Here is a 15,779-nt window from a genome sequence, read left to right as displayed (position 1 = left end):
TTACATGTGGTTTTAGCTAATAAAAAAGTGGACACATAAAGTAGTAGAAGTGGACGAGATCTATTTACCTTAAATAGTGCCCACCTTATGTCCACTTATTAAGATGTATATATTTATATAAAGTGGACATAATAATATTTATATATAACAGTATATTAACTGAAATAAATATCTGTATGTCCACCTTGTCCACCACGTCCACCTTATAGATATTAATTTATATTTCGCTATCTAAGTTCTGCATAGCTTCTACACTAAAGTGCATCATCCGGGGGCGCGTTCCATCGGGTAGGTTATTACCAGGCTTCTTCACGTACAGCTTTTTTTCCCCTTCGGAAAATTCCTTGATCCATCCATGCTTAATCAAGACCTTTTTGACGTTTGCCTCATTCATACCTATGCATATTTCCTTCTTAAACATAGTAGGTGACACAAGATAAACTTTTTCACTTGGGTCGTAATAGCCGACACGATTGTGGATACGTTGTCGGATGACTTCGCCGTCTGGCTGTCGGATTACGGTTAAGTCTTCAAAGCGACTGGTTCCATTAGATTCAAAAAAGGCTTTAATATGCTCCAGAATCTTTGTTTCCTCCATGTTTTCACCACCACCTAAACTATTTAGCCAAGTGCTAAAACATTGCGCTACTGCCTCAAATGCGCGTCCCTGTTGCCAGCCCGTAATACCTGCTAATGTTGCTAACTCTCCAGCAGCAGCGACCAAGGCAAAACGGCGTAAAACACGGTTAGCCTGCCCATTCTTTGTCTGGGTGTGTTGCTCAATAAAACTATCCAACAGTTCCTGTGCCTTTATCATTACCATATCTTTATCGCTGGTGAGATATTCAAGCCACTTAATACCGGCATGACCGTAATGTGCTGATGCTAGTTCATTAATGCGGTTACCAATATCTTGAGGTGCTATACCGTAGTTAATGCAATCAAATACGCCGTAGCCTTTACCTGCATCACTTGGAATATGTGCAAAGCGAAGCAACAAGCCTGCATCAAGCTCAATATTTCCACGGCGCAAATGCTCCTCAAGTGTTACTTCACCAGTAGAGGTATACATAAGGCTAAATTGCTTGGCATCTCGGTTTTTACCTGATTTTGTACTTCGTGCCTTTCCTTGTCCACCTGTCAGCATATAGACAATATCTGATACGGCTTTCGGCGCAGCTTGGCGTAGCTCATCAAGATTCAGAAAACTATCATTTCTTAATTCAGCTTCATTTTCTAAAGCGTTATCTGTAGTCCTCCAAGACCTGGATATATGCTTAGGACTTCCCCATACACTACAAGAAGCCTTGGTAATCGTACTTTTTCCATCGGTTGAGGATCCATAGATATGAAAGCCGCCACTTTCAGCACCTAAAGGCAAAACCAGTTGCCCTGAAAATGCACATGAAAATGCCAATACTGCTAATGCATGAGGTTCAATTAATCTACTAAGATCCTGCCACTCTCCAAAGCTTCCAGCAACTGTGTAAGGACTTGGACTTTCACTATGAAAAAGTAGTTCCTCACCTTCACTATTACCATAGGTTTTATTAGGTGTAGCAAAACAATATCCATGCCATCCGGCCCGATCTACACATCTAAAACGCTGTTCTATTGGATAGTCCTGAATATAGCTGATAAATACACTTTTCTTATGGGCTTGGCGCGGTGGCATCAATCCGTGACTGGCAATAATCTTGAACACTTCCTGCGCTTCACCCATAAAATGCTCGTAAGGAATAAGCAGGCGGTGCAACGTATTGTCTTTATCGTAGAATTGAATAACACGTTTCCAGTTATCATTATTCAAGCTTCGCGCTTCACCTAGAATAGTTACCGAATAACAGATAAATGTCCGTGTTTGTTTGAGTTCGCCGTTTTCATCTCTCTTTTCCTTTACAAGGTATAGGCCATTGTCCATGATGTGTAAAAATGAATCATCTTCCATCTTGAACGGTTTGGCTAAATGGCCTTTGGGTAGATTAGTCTTTTCTGGTAGGGCCTCAATAGCTAAATCAAGAAAATACAGCACATCACTTAAACTTTCATACTGTGTCAATTCAATCAGAAATTCACTTACACCAATTTTTAGATACTGGCTAAGCAATCTAACCGCCGTGTTTTGTTCCAATGCCTTGAATGACTCAAGGTTTATATGCTCAGGTCTGACAGGTAGATATAACTTTGTATAGCCTGCCTTCGATAGCTGATTAATCACAAACTGGATTTGCTCAAAATCAAATGGCTTGAGTTCTGTTTGATGTTTATTGCATAGGGTAGGTAGTAGCACCAATACAACGGCGTAACCAGTCTGTGCGACCTTAAAAAATGATTCTAGGTTGCAGGTAATAATGACAGGCTTAGCATGGTCAAAATCACCATACCTTGCAAAGCCTTTAGCTAATCCATCAGGCATGACAGTCACACGCTGACCATCCTGCATGACGGCGCACTGTACAAGCTCCAATTGCCCATCATAGATAGGCAGAATCAAAGGCTGTTCATAGGTAATGCCGTTTATATCCACACTGCCAGTATCAACATGGATTGGCTGTTCTGGGCTGCCAAAACGCTGTACTAAGGCATGTGATAAATAAGCATCATCAAACGATACAAGTTGCTCACAGTGCGCTAGAATGTCAGCAGGCTTATCGGAGTCTTGCTGCAAGTTTTGGGCGGTGTTATTCACAGTAACACCGCCTTTTTATTATCTAATAAATAAATACGTTCATTATGTTTCTTCTGCCATTTATCCCAAAATACACAAGAGACATTTTCCATTGCTTTGTCAGTATGCAAGGCTCCAGTAATAAAATCAAAATTAAGATCTGGGTATTTTAACTGAGCGGCATTCTTAAACTGATCGGCTTCCTCAAAAGAATAAAAAGGGATATTCCAATTACCTAAAGGATAAGCAATTTCACTATTTACAAGGCCAATAGCCACATAAGAGCAATAACTTCTGTCATCGGACATTACCTTAATCCATGTTTGTATTTTTTCTTTTGATTGGGATTCAAGATTAACAATCGATTCAGTATTGATTTGATTAGGCATGATTAATGCGCTCCTTGTGTTTGTTGAGGAGCTTTACCATTCACGACCAAGTGAGGGTGGCAAAGCTGAAAAGGGTTGGTCGACAGGTACACAAGAGACCTGCACACTCGAAGGTGTCCCTCTCCAGCTTCACCATAAAGATGCAGAAGCATAGAGATTTTACGCATAAAAAAAGTCCGAAGCGGACTGTATGCGCTTGTGTATTCATAGCCGACCAAAGCTAATTCAGTGATTTTGCACTGAACGGAATCAATATAGCCAAAGATTATTGATTTGAAAAGCCGTAGGGCGAAAATATTTTGAAGATTTATATTCACTCTCCAAACCTCTTAGCCAAGATTTGCATACCTTTTGGCAATATGAAGAACTCAGTCTGTGTGTAGCTATATGGCTGCCCCGAGGCTTTTACACCTTCTTTGAGTGAGTATTTGGTTTCACAGTACCCACGGTTTTCACTGTAATAAGTTGAAGCCCTGGCATTGTTTAGATAGCGGTCCCAATTATGTTTTCTAAGCCATTCAGCTAATACTTGTTGCTTAACATCCAAAATCTTACATGCCTGCTGGAACTTCACGCCATGTTCAGTATGAGTAATTGTTTCGATTGCCTTCGATAACACCATATTTTCAGTACTGAGCTGAATGTTTTGTTCAGCATAGCCCAGCAATAGGTTCCGCAATTGCGCTGGATTATTAAGATCCGGTAGTTGTGGCTGCGCTGTTACAGTATCAAAGGTGCGAATAACTTTGAGATGAAAGGCTGCACTAATCCACATGGCATATGCATAGACCAATTCTTTTACAACATATGTCCCTTGTTCTGAACCACCCCTAATTGTGGATACCGGCTCAATATTTACCGATGATGGATTTCCATCATCGACCAATTCAGCAATAAGTTCTTGTGTCTTGTCATTTTGTAGAAAATTAGATGGCTTGTTTTTTACGTCACCACCACTTGCCTTATGTAAATCATTCAGGCTGTAACGACCATATTGATCTTGGTGAATTAAAGCGCCGTCAATATTGATTTGATGTACAGAGGATCTGGTTAATAAATTTGCAGAAGCATTCATAATTAAGCCTCCAATCCTTTTGAAGCCATCCATGCTTCAATATCTTCAATGCGCCATGCGGTGATGCGCTCGGTTAGCTTGATCGGGGCAGGGAACTCGCCAGCACGTACTTTGTCCCAGATTGTTGTTTCTCCCATTGGGAGTAAGCCTTGACGCTCAGGACGTGCCTTGATTATTCGAGTTGTTCCATCTTTGGCAGTGTACTTGCGTTCCTTGCGTGGTGCAGTAGTCGCAAGGTGCGACATGCGGTAAAAACCTTTTGGTGCTGTAGTTTGTTGATGGGTAGACATAAAAAAACCTCTAACTATGTACCGTATTGCAACGGCGTTAGAGGTAGTTTGGTTTGGATTTTATTTGATTAGTATCAATGTTCTAGCTAACTTAAATATTTACTAGCTGTTTTTAATATCTGCTAGCAAAAATCATTTTTTTGATTTTATATAGCTTCTTAAATGGCTGTATACAGTGTTGTAAGGTAATTTAATTTCCTTCAAATTAAAAATATCCTCTGCACATTTGGAGGCTTTCCCCCATTTTTCTGTATCCCATAATTCTTCAATGTGCTTAAAGGCTTGCTCATTATCTTTCTTATAATTATCAGCTTTTGCCTTGCCTCCAGCAGAAGCCACATTCTTATGATATTTTTTTTGTAATTCTGGATTGCGAAGAAGCTTGTTTCTAATTGATTTTGAATCATTTAATAGGTCATGTAGATAACGAGTTAAATCAATGGATTGCTCTACCATTTCGAAAATTGCATTAATTGAACAGTACTTCCAAAACAACATATTCAGTCCCATTAAATCAAATCTCAGGCTAGAGTAATCTAATGTGGTTATACCATTCGTAAGTGAAGGGGGAATTATTCCTTTAATGAATCCTTCACACATCTCATCATAGAAGTTTTGATATTCTGCAAAATTAAAAGCATGTTTACCTCTCTCTTTAATATTAATTTTTGTGCTGTAATCAATCAAGAAACTAGACGTATAAAGCTTTTCTAAATCCTTAAAACTCTCTTTGTTTTTTAACTCAATTAAATTTGAATAATATAATAAATAAATTAAGTATTGTAATTCGCCAAAGGAGTCATGAACCCTCAGCATTCCTTTGATTTTTTTTCTTTCTTCATCTAAAGAATAATATTGAAAACACTTTTTTGTATATTTTTCTATTAATACATTTAATTCTTTTGGAGTTAATATCTCGAATTGACTATCTGGCTTGCACAAATGTGTATTCTTTCGGTTTGATGCTTTCGCAATACCAATAATTTCATTTAGAACTTGAGTCTTCAAAGAAAGATTATAGGTATATATTTGATTTAAATATTGCACTTTGCCTCCCACGGCGCACCCAGAAGCAGTCAGGTAAACAAGTTGGGTACTTGCTTGTCGGATGCCTCCTATACCTGACTATTCAATAATACCAAAAATTATGCTGTCTTGGCGTTCGGTTTGAATTGAATCAAATTTTCACCATCATTATTTGGCTTAAACCTTGATACATCTCCGCCTTGACGAAGTGTGTCCAGATAATCCGACCATAGCTGCATCATTTCGCGTCTACGGCGTAAAAACTTAGTGCGGTTGTAAGCTGTACCATTTGGGTCTTTAACCTTGTGTGCAAGCTGGTGTTCCACAATGTCGGTTCTGTATTCTATTTCCTCATCGAGCAGCGTTCTCGCCGTTGCTCTGAATCCATGTACTGTGTGCTGCCCTTTAAAACCTACTCGTTTTAATACTTGGGTCAGAGTGCCGTCACTCATGCACTCAGATGAAGTTTTGACGCTTGGAAATACATATTTTGAAGTCGTCCGCAGTTCCTCAAGTTCCTTGAGAATGTCATAAGCTTGAATTGATAGAGGCACTATGTGGTCTTGATTTGTTTTACTTGCTGCAAATGATAAGCATCTGTTTTCAAAATCTACCGATTCCCACAATAAGGTTCTGACTTCCCCTGGGCGCTGATAGATATATGCTGATAACTTTATTGCTAACTCGGTTCTGATCCGTGTACGTGGAAAGTCTTTGGTTAAGCGCCATGTTTTGCGAAGTAGATCGGCTAACTCTCTCTCGTCAGTCACAGCATTATGATTGCCCTTAGTTGGCTGAGGTAGGCTAATGTCGGGAGCAGGGTTATAAGTGATGATTCGGCGCTTTAATGGAAGTTTAAGTACCATATTTATAATTGACTTCACACGTCTAGCCGATTCAAGCGCACCACGTTCAACAAGTGCATCGGTCACATCACGCTCCAGTTGCTCAGTGGTTAGTTGTACTACTGGCAACTTACCAATAAAGGGGAGTATGTCTTTATCAAGTTTGCGTATTGTTTCACTGTCTACCTTTCCCTCACGTCTGCGAAGCTCTAACCATTCCGTAGCAAATTTATGAAAAGTGTTCTCTAAGGTTTCAAGCTGCTCGCGTTTTTTATTATTCCGTTGCTCGGCTGGGTCGATGCCATCTGCCAGCAGCTTTTTAAATTCTTCTCTCTTTATTCGAGCTTGTTCAAGGCTAATGGTTGGATAAGTACCAATTGCAAGGGTGTTATATTTTTGCGTCACTGGTCGACGGTAATCCATGCGCCAATACTTCGCTTCGGTATCATCAATCAATAAATACAGGCCACCGCCGTCTGGGTGTCTTTGCTTCTTTGCACCATTTACATCAAAGCTAAGGTTCTTAACCCCTTTAGCAGTCAGCTTATTAGACTGTTTTGCCATTCTGATTTCTCCTAGTTGTCGGTACAAAATCAGCATTTCTTTGGATTGATGGTCAAAATTTAGCTGAATTGAGTTTATACCGACAAATATACCGACAAAGTTGTCGGTATACTACCGTTATCCATCGTAGTGTATCGGGCATAAAAAAAGACTCAACCCCTTTGGAATCAAGTCTTTTACACTACGGCGGACTACCGTAAACATCGAATTTGGCGGTGAGAGAGGGATTCGAACCCTCGAAACGCTATAAACGTTTACACACTTTCCAGGCGTGCTCCTTCAGCCACTCGGACACCTCACCATAGGCCGAGGATAATAGCGAAAAAAACCAGCTGTGCCAAGCTGAAACAATTGATTTGCAGAAAAACTTTTAATGTGGTGCTATGATTCGCAAAAATGCTTGTTAAAAACGAAGACAATATATGCAAAGCACTGCACAAAAAGCAGCTCTCCCGGTGATTACACTGGCTGCGCTTGGGGTCGTTTTCGGAGATATTGGCACCAGTCCACTCTATGCACTGCGCCAATGCTTCCTCACTGCACATCTCGCCATTAGCGAGGCCTCTGTACTCGGGATCCTGTCGCTGATTTTCTGGTGCATGATGCTCACCATCAGCTTTAAATATGTCACGGTCATCATGCGTGCCGATAACAACAGCGAAGGCGGGATCATGTCATTATTGGCATTAAATCTGCGTACCACACGAATTGCCGATCAAAAGAAAATTTTCCTGATTGCCTTGGGTTTTATTGGTGCATCGCTATTCTTTGGTGACGGTATTATTACTCCGGCAATTTCTGTGCTGTCTGCCATTGAAGGCTTGAGTATTGCGACACCTATTTTCAATCAATGGCTGGTACCGCTATCGATTGGAATTCTGGCGGGGCTGTTTATGGTGCAGCGCCACGGTACAGCCACCATGGGGAAATTTTTCGGGCCTTTAACCATGCTCTGGTTCCTGTCCATTGGCGGTTTTGGTTTGTGGAGCATTATCCAGACCCCGTCTGTCCTCTGGATGGTGAATCCGTACTGGGCATATCACTTTGTGGTTGATCAGCCCTACGTGGCTTTCCTGACCATGGGCGCGGTGATTCTGACCATGACCGGGGGGGAAGCAATTTATGCCGATATGGGGCATTTCGGTCGTCTGCCAATTCGTCTGGCCTGGTTTATTATTGTCTTGCCCTGTTTATTGCTGAATTATGCCGGACAGGGCGCATTGTTGTTGCGCAGTCCAGAAGCGCTGGCCAATCCTTTCTATATGCTGCTGCCAGAATGGGCTTTATTCCCGATGATTGGACTGGCCACGGCTGCAGCGGTCATTGCCTCGCAGGCGGTGATTACCGGGGTATTTTCGATGGTCAATCAGGCCATTCAACTGCGTTATTTGCCGCGTCTATCGGTCAAGCATACCTCGGCAGTCGAACGTGGCCAGATTTATCTGCCCTTTATTAACTGGCTGCTGTTTATTTCGGTCTTGATCCTGATTTTACTGTTTGAAAATAGTGCCAATCTGGCCAGTGCTTATGGTGTTGCAGTGACCATGACCATGCTCTGCGGTACTATTCTGATCTCGATTCTGGCTTATGGTTTATGGCGTTGGCCGGTCTGGAAAGTGGCATTGTTTGCTGTGCCATTTTTGGCTCTGGATTTGGTCTTTGTAGCCTCAACTTCTTTAAAAATCACCTCGGGTGGCTGGGTGCCGATTCTGATTGGTGCCGTGCTGTTTACCATTTTGATGACCTGGAAAGATGGACGCGCTTTGGTTTTGAAGCGTCTGGAACAGGATGCCTTGCCGATTGATCTGTTTATTAAAAGTATCTCAATGGGGGAAGGTACCAAATATGTGCCAGGTGAGGCCATTTTCCTGACGGGTACACCGAATATTGTCCCGCATGCCATGCTGCATAATATCAAGCACAACAAAGTCTTGCATGAACGTAATATTATGCTCACGGTCATTACCCGTGATGTTCCCTTTGTAGCTAAGCAAGATCGGGTTGAACTGGAACAATTGAGTGAGCATTTTTATCGGGTATTTATCTATTATGGTTTTAAGGATCAGCCCAATATTCCAGTAGCTTTACAACAGGCTTATCGAAAATGGGGTTTTGAATATGATCTGATGCAGATCAGTTTCTTTATTTCACGTGAACGGATTATGCATACTGTGGGTGAGGGTATGGCACCGTGGCGGGAAAAACTGTTTATTTCCATGCAGCGCAATACCAGTCCGGTCAGTGATTTCTATCAGATTCCACCCAACCGTGTGGTCGAGCTGGGCACCCAGATTCAGATGTAAATAAAATTAAAAAGCATAAAAAACCAGAGACACACTCTGGTTTTTTATGGGAGAAACAGTAAATAACTGAGCTTCGGATTATTGCTCAAGTTCTACGGCAGCCGGCACTTCAGGTGCAGCATTCAAAGGCTGCTCCATCAGCACTGGTTCTGCATCGGCTTGAGCTGCAATTTCAGTTTGTGCATTCATTGCATTGGCTTCAACTACAGCAGCTTGCTGTTGCTCTTCAAGCACAGGCTGTTGTTCTGGCGCAGCCATAGATGTGGTTGCTTCGACTTCGGTACTGTTGGCCGGTTCAGCCAGATTGGCCGGCATGTCTGATTGATTCATACCCGGTTCTGCCACAGGAGGTTGTGGCGAAACCATGTCTGAATTACCTGGTGCCTGCATCATGGACGGATCATTTGGCATCGCTGGCTGGGTATTTGGCATTGATTGCTGTGGCGCTGCGGTACGCGGATCGACCAGGCGCACTTGACCAGAGTTGACGAGAGTTTCCAAAGACGCTTGCTGACCATTCACCGTGGTACTAATTTTAGCTTTAGACAAGCTTTCAAGTGTTTCACCCGGTTGAACCGGTGGCTCGGCAAATGCGCCTGCGCTGATTACACTTGTGAATAATCCTAAACCTAATATTTTAGAGAGTTTGGAATTCATGATTGACACCACTGCTAATAATTGTACGAATTGGGATAGGCGCTTAGCTTTACATACTCATCCGGCAGCTCCAATCAAAGCTACTCAAAGACTGCGAAACCTCATTTAAAATGAAATAAAAAATAGACAGTTTGTTACAGCTTTCGTGGCTTTTAAGCCATTATTGTTTATTTGTTAAGCGAATGGCGGGGTCAAGATATACTTCATATACACAGCTTGTTAAGCTCGGGAAAAATCGGTATTGATCTAAAAAGTACGTGTAATAATGGCCAAGAAGCAGCGTAAATCCAAGAACTCTCTTTTTCAGTTTTTAAGTAACAATAGTACTAAAGTCATTCTGGGTGTGGTGGCTTCGAGTAGTTTTGCCATCGCCTTTGGTCAGGAAAAAATCAGTCAATGGGTGTCTCTGCCATCTTCATCCGATTCCGCCTGTCTGACACAGTTTTATCGTGATGTTCCGCCGTATCTGATGAAAGACAGCCTGAAAAAAGACAGTTATTCACTGTGCTTTAATGGCTTTAACGTCGGTTATTCCGGTGTTTCGAAAACCCCACTTTGGGTGGCTGAAGCACTCACACCGGCACGCTTAAGCCAGAAAATTCCGCGTCAAGATAATTTTCATGAAGAGACCCAGGTTAAACCTGCGCATCGGGCGACGTTGGCGGATTATCGTGGTTCCGGTTATGATCGCGGGCATATGGCACCAAATGCGGATATGCCCAATAAGGCTGCACAGTCAGACAGTTTCTCACTGGCCAATATGGTGCCGCAAGCACCGAAAAACAATCAGCAGGTCTGGCGTGAACTGGAAGAAGCGACCCGTGCCATTGTAACCAAACAGAAGCAGGATGTTTATGTGGTTACCGGGCCGGTATTTGCGGCGAAAAAACTAAAAACCATTGGTAATGGCGTGATTGTACCGACGGCGGTGTATAAGGCAGTTTACCTGCCGAAAACCGGTGCGATTGGTGCTTATTATGCGCCGAATGATAATTCGCTCAAAGTGCGTATTGTTAGTGTCTGTTATCTGGAGGAACAGCTCGGAATTAACCTGTTCCCACAATTGACCGAAGAGCAGAAGCGCAATACCTATCGTTTGCCATTGACGGCCAAGGCGGTCAAAGCCAATCAGAAAATCGAATATTCTAACTGGGATGCAGAAAGCCAGTGTGCGGAAGACGTCTCTAAAGAAAACTTGCAGGCACTGCAACGTGAGTTTAAATCTTCAGGTTCAAATACCTCGACATCCTCAGCGACTGGTGGTGCAATCGATAACGACACCCAAAATACGATTGTAAAACAGCTGATAGATGCGCTATTGCAATATATTTTGCAGTTATTGAAATAAACTTGCTGAAAAAAGTGGGATTCGAGTAGCATCGATCTCGCCCATTATTGAAAATAACAAAGACAGGTGGAGAGGATATGTTTAAAGCATTTGAAAATGGCAGTGAATCCCACGCCATTCATGATCTGACCTTGGAAAATGATCTGGATTGCGTCAGCCTGTATGGAAACTTGCAGATCACCAAGGATCAGGAAGGTCTTAAGGCTGCCAAGGTTTTGCAGGCTTTTGTAAATGATGTGGTGCAGCAACTGGAAAATACTGTAGATCTGCCAGAAAAGCTGCAGCGGGATGATCTGGACGAAATTGAAAATCCATTTTTATAAGATTTTTTCATTTGTTGGAGAATGTTCCATCTGGAACCAGACACAAAGCCCAATATTCCTATTGGGCTTTTTACTGTTTTTAGTCTCAGCATTGCAGCGTCTCAAGCTGTCTGAGCCAAAGATTCTAAGCGCCATTGTTGTGGCGTCAGCTGGGTCCATTGCTTAAATGCCCGCTGAAATGCACTCTGCTCGGAGTAACCAAGCAGCATGGAAATTTCCTGTAAGTTTAAATGCGGATCTTTCAGATATTGCATTGCCATCATAGAGCGGATTTCCTGCATGCATTGCTGATAGGTTTTACCCTGCTTTTGCAAATGTCGTTGTAACTGACGGACAGAGAATTTTATTTGCTGGGCAATATGTTCAATCTGGAACTGGTTTTTTTGCAGGCCCACCAGAATCGCCTGCTGTAACTGCTGGTCAACTTGGGTGGAATTGGGGAATTTTTCCAGTAAAGCTTCAGCTTGTTGTTTCAGAAGCTTTTGTAGGGTCTGATCACCCTGTTTTAAAGGCGTAGACAGCTCGCTGACCGGCATCAGGACTTGAGTCTTGGCTTGACCGAAACGAACCTTGCAGCGGAAATACTGTTCATACAATGCTATATTTTTGGGTGTTGGATGCTGAAAATGCACTTCATGCAGATGCAGATGATTATTATCCAGAATATTCGATTTAATAAATTCGATCATGAGTGCAATCGCGATTTCATCGGTCAGTTGCGTACTCATCTTAAAAGGAACCTCACCCCAGGCAATCGAAAGATGATCTCCTTGCCCCTGGATTTGTAGCGGGCTACCATCATAGATCAGGCGATGGTAGTCATGATAGCGCATGAAGGCTTCACCCAGCGTGTCACTGGAAAGTGCCAGATAACCGATAATCCCGAGATGTTTAGTCTCGACCAGTTGCGCAATTTCCAGGCCCAAAGCCGGGCGCTGCAGCTGTTGATCAAGTGTTGTCAGCAGATCACGCCACAGAGTAAAATCAAAGCGTTCCAGATTTTGAATGGCCAATAATTTCTCAGGGACTTCGAGCTGTTTCAGCTGATAATAGTCCAAAAGTAAATGTCCTAAACCACCGTATATCGAGCCTACGTAGTTTTTTAGAACCAGCATTTTTTAATTCTTTTATTTTGTCGTATTTTGTCAATCATATTGAATATTTTGGTCAATATCTAGTCTTTTACTTAGCCTATATTGAAAAATAGACCAAGAGGTAAAAGATCATGTGGATAGGTTTTCTGGCAGGACTCGTCGTTGCCAATGGATTTGAATGGTTTGCGCATAAATATGTGTTACATGGAATTCACCGCCAAGGACAGAGCCGCTATAGTCCGGTTCCAGAAAGCATGTGTTCGCATTGGGAACATCACCGCATTGTGCGTAAAACGGAATTTTCCGATTTCGGTTATGTAGAAGGACTGAACAACTGGCGTACCCGCAATGAAATTGCTTCTCTTGCCGTGGTTGCTACAGTCTTTGGATTGACGTTTTATCCTTTTTCCAAAGGGATGACGCTGGCCGTATTATATAGTGCAGGCAATTATTATTATCGGCATCGTCGTGCCCATCTGGAGCCAGAATGGGCCAAAAAAAAGCTGCCTTGGCATTATGATCATCACATGAATAGTAATCAGGATGCCAACTGGTGTGTGACCAAACCCTGGTTCGACTATCTGCTGGGTACCCGGGTGATTTCCTCCGCAGATTTACAGGAGCAGAACCCTTTAGGTATGGTATTGCCTGCACCGATCTCGAAAAAACTGAACTATTGGGCAGACCGTTATTTTCCAGCCAAGTGGGCAGAAACTCCGGCTAAAATTGCTAAAAATCCTGCGACCAATCACTTAAATAGGCCATTAAATCGCTAAAACCCGGTTCTTGTCGTGATTTGTCAATAAAATGCAGATGTATTGTCAATATTGTCCTTTTGATTTGGCCTATATTCACGGTTGTTGGTGAGTGAAGCCACATACTTATATGTTTTAGGTGTAATGAATTATTTTGAATACCAAGCGCTGTGGTCTAATCTTGGTTTTTACAGGGAGTCGCGAGACTCCTTTTTTTTATTTAATTTTTACTTTTGAATATCGGTCAAAATAGAGCGATCTTGTTCATCCTCATACTGGGGTGAATATTGAAAGAAAATAACGTCCTTTATATTTAAGCTGCTCAGCACTGGAAAGCTTCGCCTTGTCCGGCGGCTATTGATCAATAACAATCCCTAAACATCATTTTGAACATACAAGTCCTTTTCTATTAACTCTTTTTTGTCGTGTTTGCTGTTCTACTTTAATCCACAGAACGATGGATATACTTTTTCAAAGCAGTCATCATTAGAGCAAACCCGGATGTACCACAGATGATGAGAATATTTTCCAAATGATTTATTGCCTAGGCTTATCCTGTAGAAATAAAAAAGAGCATCGTTGTGATGCTCTTTTTTTAAATAGGAATTCGTTTTTGAATTAAAGGCGCATTTCAATGCCTTGCGCTGCCATATAGGCTTTGGCTTCAGGAATGGTATGTTGACCAAAATGGAAAATTGACGCTGCCAGTACCGCATCAGCACCGCCATGAATAATCCCGTCTGCCAGATGTTGTAAATTTCCTACACCGCCAGAGGCAATAGTCGGTACAGTGACGCGGTCATTGATGGCACGCATCAGGGCGATGTCATAACCGGCTTTGGTGCCGTCAGCATCCATTGAGGTAATCAGGAGTTCACCTGCGCCGTAATTGGCCATTTGTTCTGCCCATTCCAAGGCGTCAATGCCGGTCGGTTTGCGGCCGCCGTGGGTGAAAATTTCCCATTTATCTTCGCCGGTTTTTTTGGCATCAATGGCGACCACGATACATTGTGCGCCAAAACGTTGTGATGCTTCCTGGACAAATTCCGGATTAAATACTGCTGCCGAGTTGATGCTGACTTTATCTGCACCAGCATTGAGCAGCAAACGGATATCTTCGACTTTACGCACACCGCCACCGACCGTCAGGGGGACGAAAACCGATTCAGCCATACGTTCTACAGTACGGTAAGTGGTGTCGCGTCCATGATGTGTAGCGGTAATATCAAGGAAAGTAATTTCATCGGCACCTTGTTCGTTATAACGACGTGCGACCTCAACTGGGTCACCTGCATCACGAATATTAAGGAATTGAACACCCTTGACCACACGACCATTATCAACGTCGAGGCAAGGAATAATACGTTTAGCTAGCATAAATTTTTCCAATTATTACAGCCGATTATGAAACTCACCCACGCAAGCGCTACACCTTGGCAGATGGAAACGGTATTCTAGCAAAATTATGTAAGTTTTTTCGCAGGTTTTCTATGTCGGTTTATACCACTTTGACTTTAAAGGAAGTTCAGGATTTTGCAGCGCCCTACGGTTTAAAGGCGGTTGATCTGATTCCGATTCAAGGCGGTATTCAAAATACCAACTATTTTTTGGTCTGCGAAGACGCACACTATGTGCTGACCGTGTTTGAGGATATGGATGAACAGGCGGCAGGGGAACTTGTGCCTGTATTACAACATTTGGGCAAAGCAGGCTTGGCCGTTCCGGTGCCTTTATCGCATTCAGGCAAGGCTATTCATAGTATTAAAGATAAACCGGCACAGATTGCACCGCGCCTATTGGGTGAGCATCCCATGCCATCGACCGTGGCACAAGTTGAAGCAATTGCAGTGGCGCAGGCAAAAATGCATGTGGCATTGCAGGACTTCAAATTAGAACGAAATTTCGTGCGTGATCATGCGTATTGGCTGGCCGTGTCCCAAGAAATCAAACCAAGTTTAAGTCCGGCCGATAAAGTGTTGCTCGGCAAGCTTTTAGGCCTGTATGACGCTTTAACAGCAGTCTATCCAGATCGTCCACGTGGCTTTATTCATTCCGATCTGTTCCGGGACAATACCTTATTTGAGGGTGATCAACTCAACGGTATTCTGGATTTTTATGAACTGAATAAAGATGAATTTTTATTTGATATCGCGATTACTTTAAATGACTTTTGCACCAACTATCCGGATGTCACTTTAAACGAAGAAAAAGCCATTGCCTTTTTAAATGCCTATGAATGCGTCCGCCCCTTAACAGCAGATGAAAAATCATGTTTAGAGTTGTACTTGGCCATGGCCGCAGGACGTTTCTGGATGATGCGTTTACAGGTGGCACAGCGTAACGCGGCACTGGGTCGTACTGGCGAAGATATTTTGCAAAAAAATCCAGTCGAGATGCGTAATATGTTGATTGAGCGATTAAAATTCGCTACAGCTTAAATAT

At 42.6% G+C, this 15,779-nt stretch carries 14 protein-coding genes and 1 tRNA gene; 5 read left to right on the top strand and 10 right to left on the bottom strand.

The features are described 5' to 3' along the window. Positions 1-217 precede the first annotated feature (217 nt). From FTV30_RS08705 to FTV30_RS08670, 7 genes are all read right to left on the bottom strand, one after another. On the bottom strand, positions 218-2,689 hold the full coding sequence (locus tag FTV30_RS08705) for a DUF927 domain-containing protein (protein WP_180001426.1): 2,472 nt from the start codon (positions 2,687-2,689) through the stop codon (positions 218-220). Further along, the gene (locus FTV30_RS08700) at positions 2,686-3,057 is read right to left on the bottom strand and encodes a hypothetical protein (RefSeq protein WP_164542868.1); all 372 of its coding nucleotides are present in this window, start codon (positions 3,055-3,057) and stop codon (positions 2,686-2,688) included. The genes FTV30_RS08705 and FTV30_RS08700 overlap by 4 nt, the downstream gene beginning before the upstream one ends. A gap of 313 nt (positions 3,058-3,370) precedes the next feature. Next, positions 3,371-4,132: a KilA-N domain-containing protein gene (locus FTV30_RS16315; RefSeq protein WP_228277086.1), complete on the bottom strand. Its 762-nt coding sequence runs from the start codon at positions 4,130-4,132 to the stop codon at positions 3,371-3,373. Between the two features lie 2 nt (positions 4,133-4,134). After that, positions 4,135-4,422, bottom strand: a complete 288-nt coding sequence (locus FTV30_RS08685) for an AlpA family transcriptional regulator (protein WP_164542867.1) — start codon at positions 4,420-4,422, stop codon at positions 4,135-4,137. 132 nt (positions 4,423-4,554) lie between these two features. Next, positions 4,555-5,469, bottom strand: coding sequence for a hypothetical protein (locus tag FTV30_RS08680; protein ID WP_164542866.1), 915 nt, complete (start codon positions 5,467-5,469; stop codon positions 4,555-4,557). A gap of 98 nt (positions 5,470-5,567) precedes the next feature. Beyond that, on the bottom strand, positions 5,568-6,857 hold the full coding sequence (locus FTV30_RS08675) for an integrase arm-type DNA-binding domain-containing protein (protein WP_180001425.1): 1,290 nt from the start codon (positions 6,855-6,857) through the stop codon (positions 5,568-5,570). Between the two features lie 210 nt (positions 6,858-7,067). Beyond that, positions 7,068-7,158: transfer RNA gene (locus tag FTV30_RS08670), tRNA-Ser, on the bottom strand. A 121-nt stretch (positions 7,159-7,279) separates the two neighbouring features. Here FTV30_RS08670 and FTV30_RS08665 point away from each other — a divergent pair. Then, complete coding sequence (locus FTV30_RS08665; RefSeq protein WP_180001424.1) at positions 7,280-9,160, top strand: potassium transporter Kup; 1,881 nt, start codon at positions 7,280-7,282, stop codon at positions 9,158-9,160. 78 nt (positions 9,161-9,238) lie between these two features. Here the strand turns inward: FTV30_RS08665 and FTV30_RS08660 are convergent, their stop codons facing one another. Beyond that, on the bottom strand, positions 9,239-9,817 hold the full coding sequence (locus FTV30_RS08660) for a hypothetical protein (RefSeq protein WP_180001423.1): 579 nt from the start codon (positions 9,815-9,817) through the stop codon (positions 9,239-9,241). A 265-nt stretch (positions 9,818-10,082) separates the two neighbouring features. Between FTV30_RS08660 and FTV30_RS08655 the strand changes: the two genes are divergently transcribed. Beyond that, on the top strand, positions 10,083-11,165 hold the full coding sequence (locus FTV30_RS08655) for a DNA/RNA non-specific endonuclease (protein ID WP_180001422.1): 1,083 nt from the start codon (positions 10,083-10,085) through the stop codon (positions 11,163-11,165). Positions 11,166-11,242: 77 nt separating this feature from the next. Beyond that, positions 11,243-11,488: a hypothetical protein gene (locus FTV30_RS08650; RefSeq protein ID WP_005095167.1), complete on the top strand. Its 246-nt coding sequence runs from the start codon at positions 11,243-11,245 to the stop codon at positions 11,486-11,488. 101 nt (positions 11,489-11,589) lie between these two features. On the opposite strand, the gene FTV30_RS08645 is transcribed toward FTV30_RS08650, so the two are convergent. Next, a complete protein-coding gene (locus tag FTV30_RS08645) occupies positions 11,590-12,603 on the bottom strand; it encodes an AraC family transcriptional regulator (protein WP_180001421.1) in 1,014 nt (337 codons plus the stop codon). A gap of 110 nt (positions 12,604-12,713) precedes the next feature. Here FTV30_RS08645 and FTV30_RS08640 point away from each other — a divergent pair, with 110 nt between their 5' ends. After that, entirely contained in the window at positions 12,714-13,358 is a 645-nt protein-coding gene (locus FTV30_RS08640) for a hypothetical protein (protein ID WP_180001420.1), read from the top strand. 597 nt (positions 13,359-13,955) lie between these two features. Here FTV30_RS08640 and hisF read toward each other — a convergent pair. Further along, complete coding sequence (gene hisF / locus FTV30_RS08635) at positions 13,956-14,714, bottom strand: imidazole glycerol phosphate synthase subunit HisF (protein ID WP_180001419.1); 759 nt, start codon at positions 14,712-14,714, stop codon at positions 13,956-13,958. A gap of 113 nt (positions 14,715-14,827) precedes the next feature. On the opposite strand from hisF, the gene FTV30_RS08630 reads away from it, so the two are divergent. Beyond that, positions 14,828-15,775, top strand: coding sequence for a homoserine kinase (locus tag FTV30_RS08630; protein ID WP_180001418.1), 948 nt, complete (start codon positions 14,828-14,830; stop codon positions 15,773-15,775). The last annotated feature ends 4 nt before the right edge of the window (positions 15,776-15,779 follow it).

This window comes from Acinetobacter sp. YH12255 (assembly GCF_013417355.1).
In the GTDB taxonomy this organism is placed as follows: domain Bacteria; phylum Pseudomonadota; class Gammaproteobacteria; order Pseudomonadales; family Moraxellaceae; genus Acinetobacter; species Acinetobacter pseudolwoffii.
The sequence above is the reverse complement of the archived record's forward strand: the minus strand, read 5'-3'. Positions and strand labels throughout refer to the sequence as shown.

Bases quoted from the DNA above. Each gene is read 5' to 3' on its own strand.
- FTV30_RS08630 (WP_180001418.1), top strand. From the start codon at position 14,828: ATGTCGGTTTATACCACTTTGACTTTAAAGGAAGTTCAGGATTTTGCA.
- FTV30_RS08645 (WP_180001421.1), bottom strand. From the start codon at position 12,603: ATGCTGGTTCTAAAAAACTACGTAGGCTCGATATACGGTGGTTTAGGA.
- FTV30_RS08650 (WP_005095167.1), top strand. From the start codon at position 11,243: ATGTTTAAAGCATTTGAAAATGGCAGTGAATCCCACGCCATTCATGAT.
- FTV30_RS08640 (WP_180001420.1), top strand. From the start codon at position 12,714: ATGTGGATAGGTTTTCTGGCAGGACTCGTCGTTGCCAATGGATTTGAA.
- FTV30_RS08665 (WP_180001424.1), top strand. From the start codon at position 7,280: ATGCAAAGCACTGCACAAAAAGCAGCTCTCCCGGTGATTACACTGGCT.
- FTV30_RS08685 (WP_164542867.1), bottom strand. From the start codon at position 4,422: ATGTCTACCCATCAACAAACTACAGCACCAAAAGGTTTTTACCGCATG.
- hisF (WP_180001419.1), bottom strand. From the start codon at position 14,714: ATGCTAGCTAAACGTATTATTCCTTGCCTCGACGTTGATAATGGTCGT.
- FTV30_RS16315 (WP_228277086.1), bottom strand. From the start codon at position 4,132: ATGAATGCTTCTGCAAATTTATTAACCAGATCCTCTGTACATCAAATC.
- FTV30_RS08655 (WP_180001422.1), top strand. From the start codon at position 10,083: ATGGCCAAGAAGCAGCGTAAATCCAAGAACTCTCTTTTTCAGTTTTTA.
- FTV30_RS08700 (WP_164542868.1), bottom strand. From the start codon at position 3,057: ATGCCTAATCAAATCAATACTGAATCGATTGTTAATCTTGAATCCCAA.
- FTV30_RS08660 (WP_180001423.1), bottom strand. From the start codon at position 9,817: ATGAATTCCAAACTCTCTAAAATATTAGGTTTAGGATTATTCACAAGT.
- FTV30_RS08675 (WP_180001425.1), bottom strand. From the start codon at position 6,857: ATGGCAAAACAGTCTAATAAGCTGACTGCTAAAGGGGTTAAGAACCTT.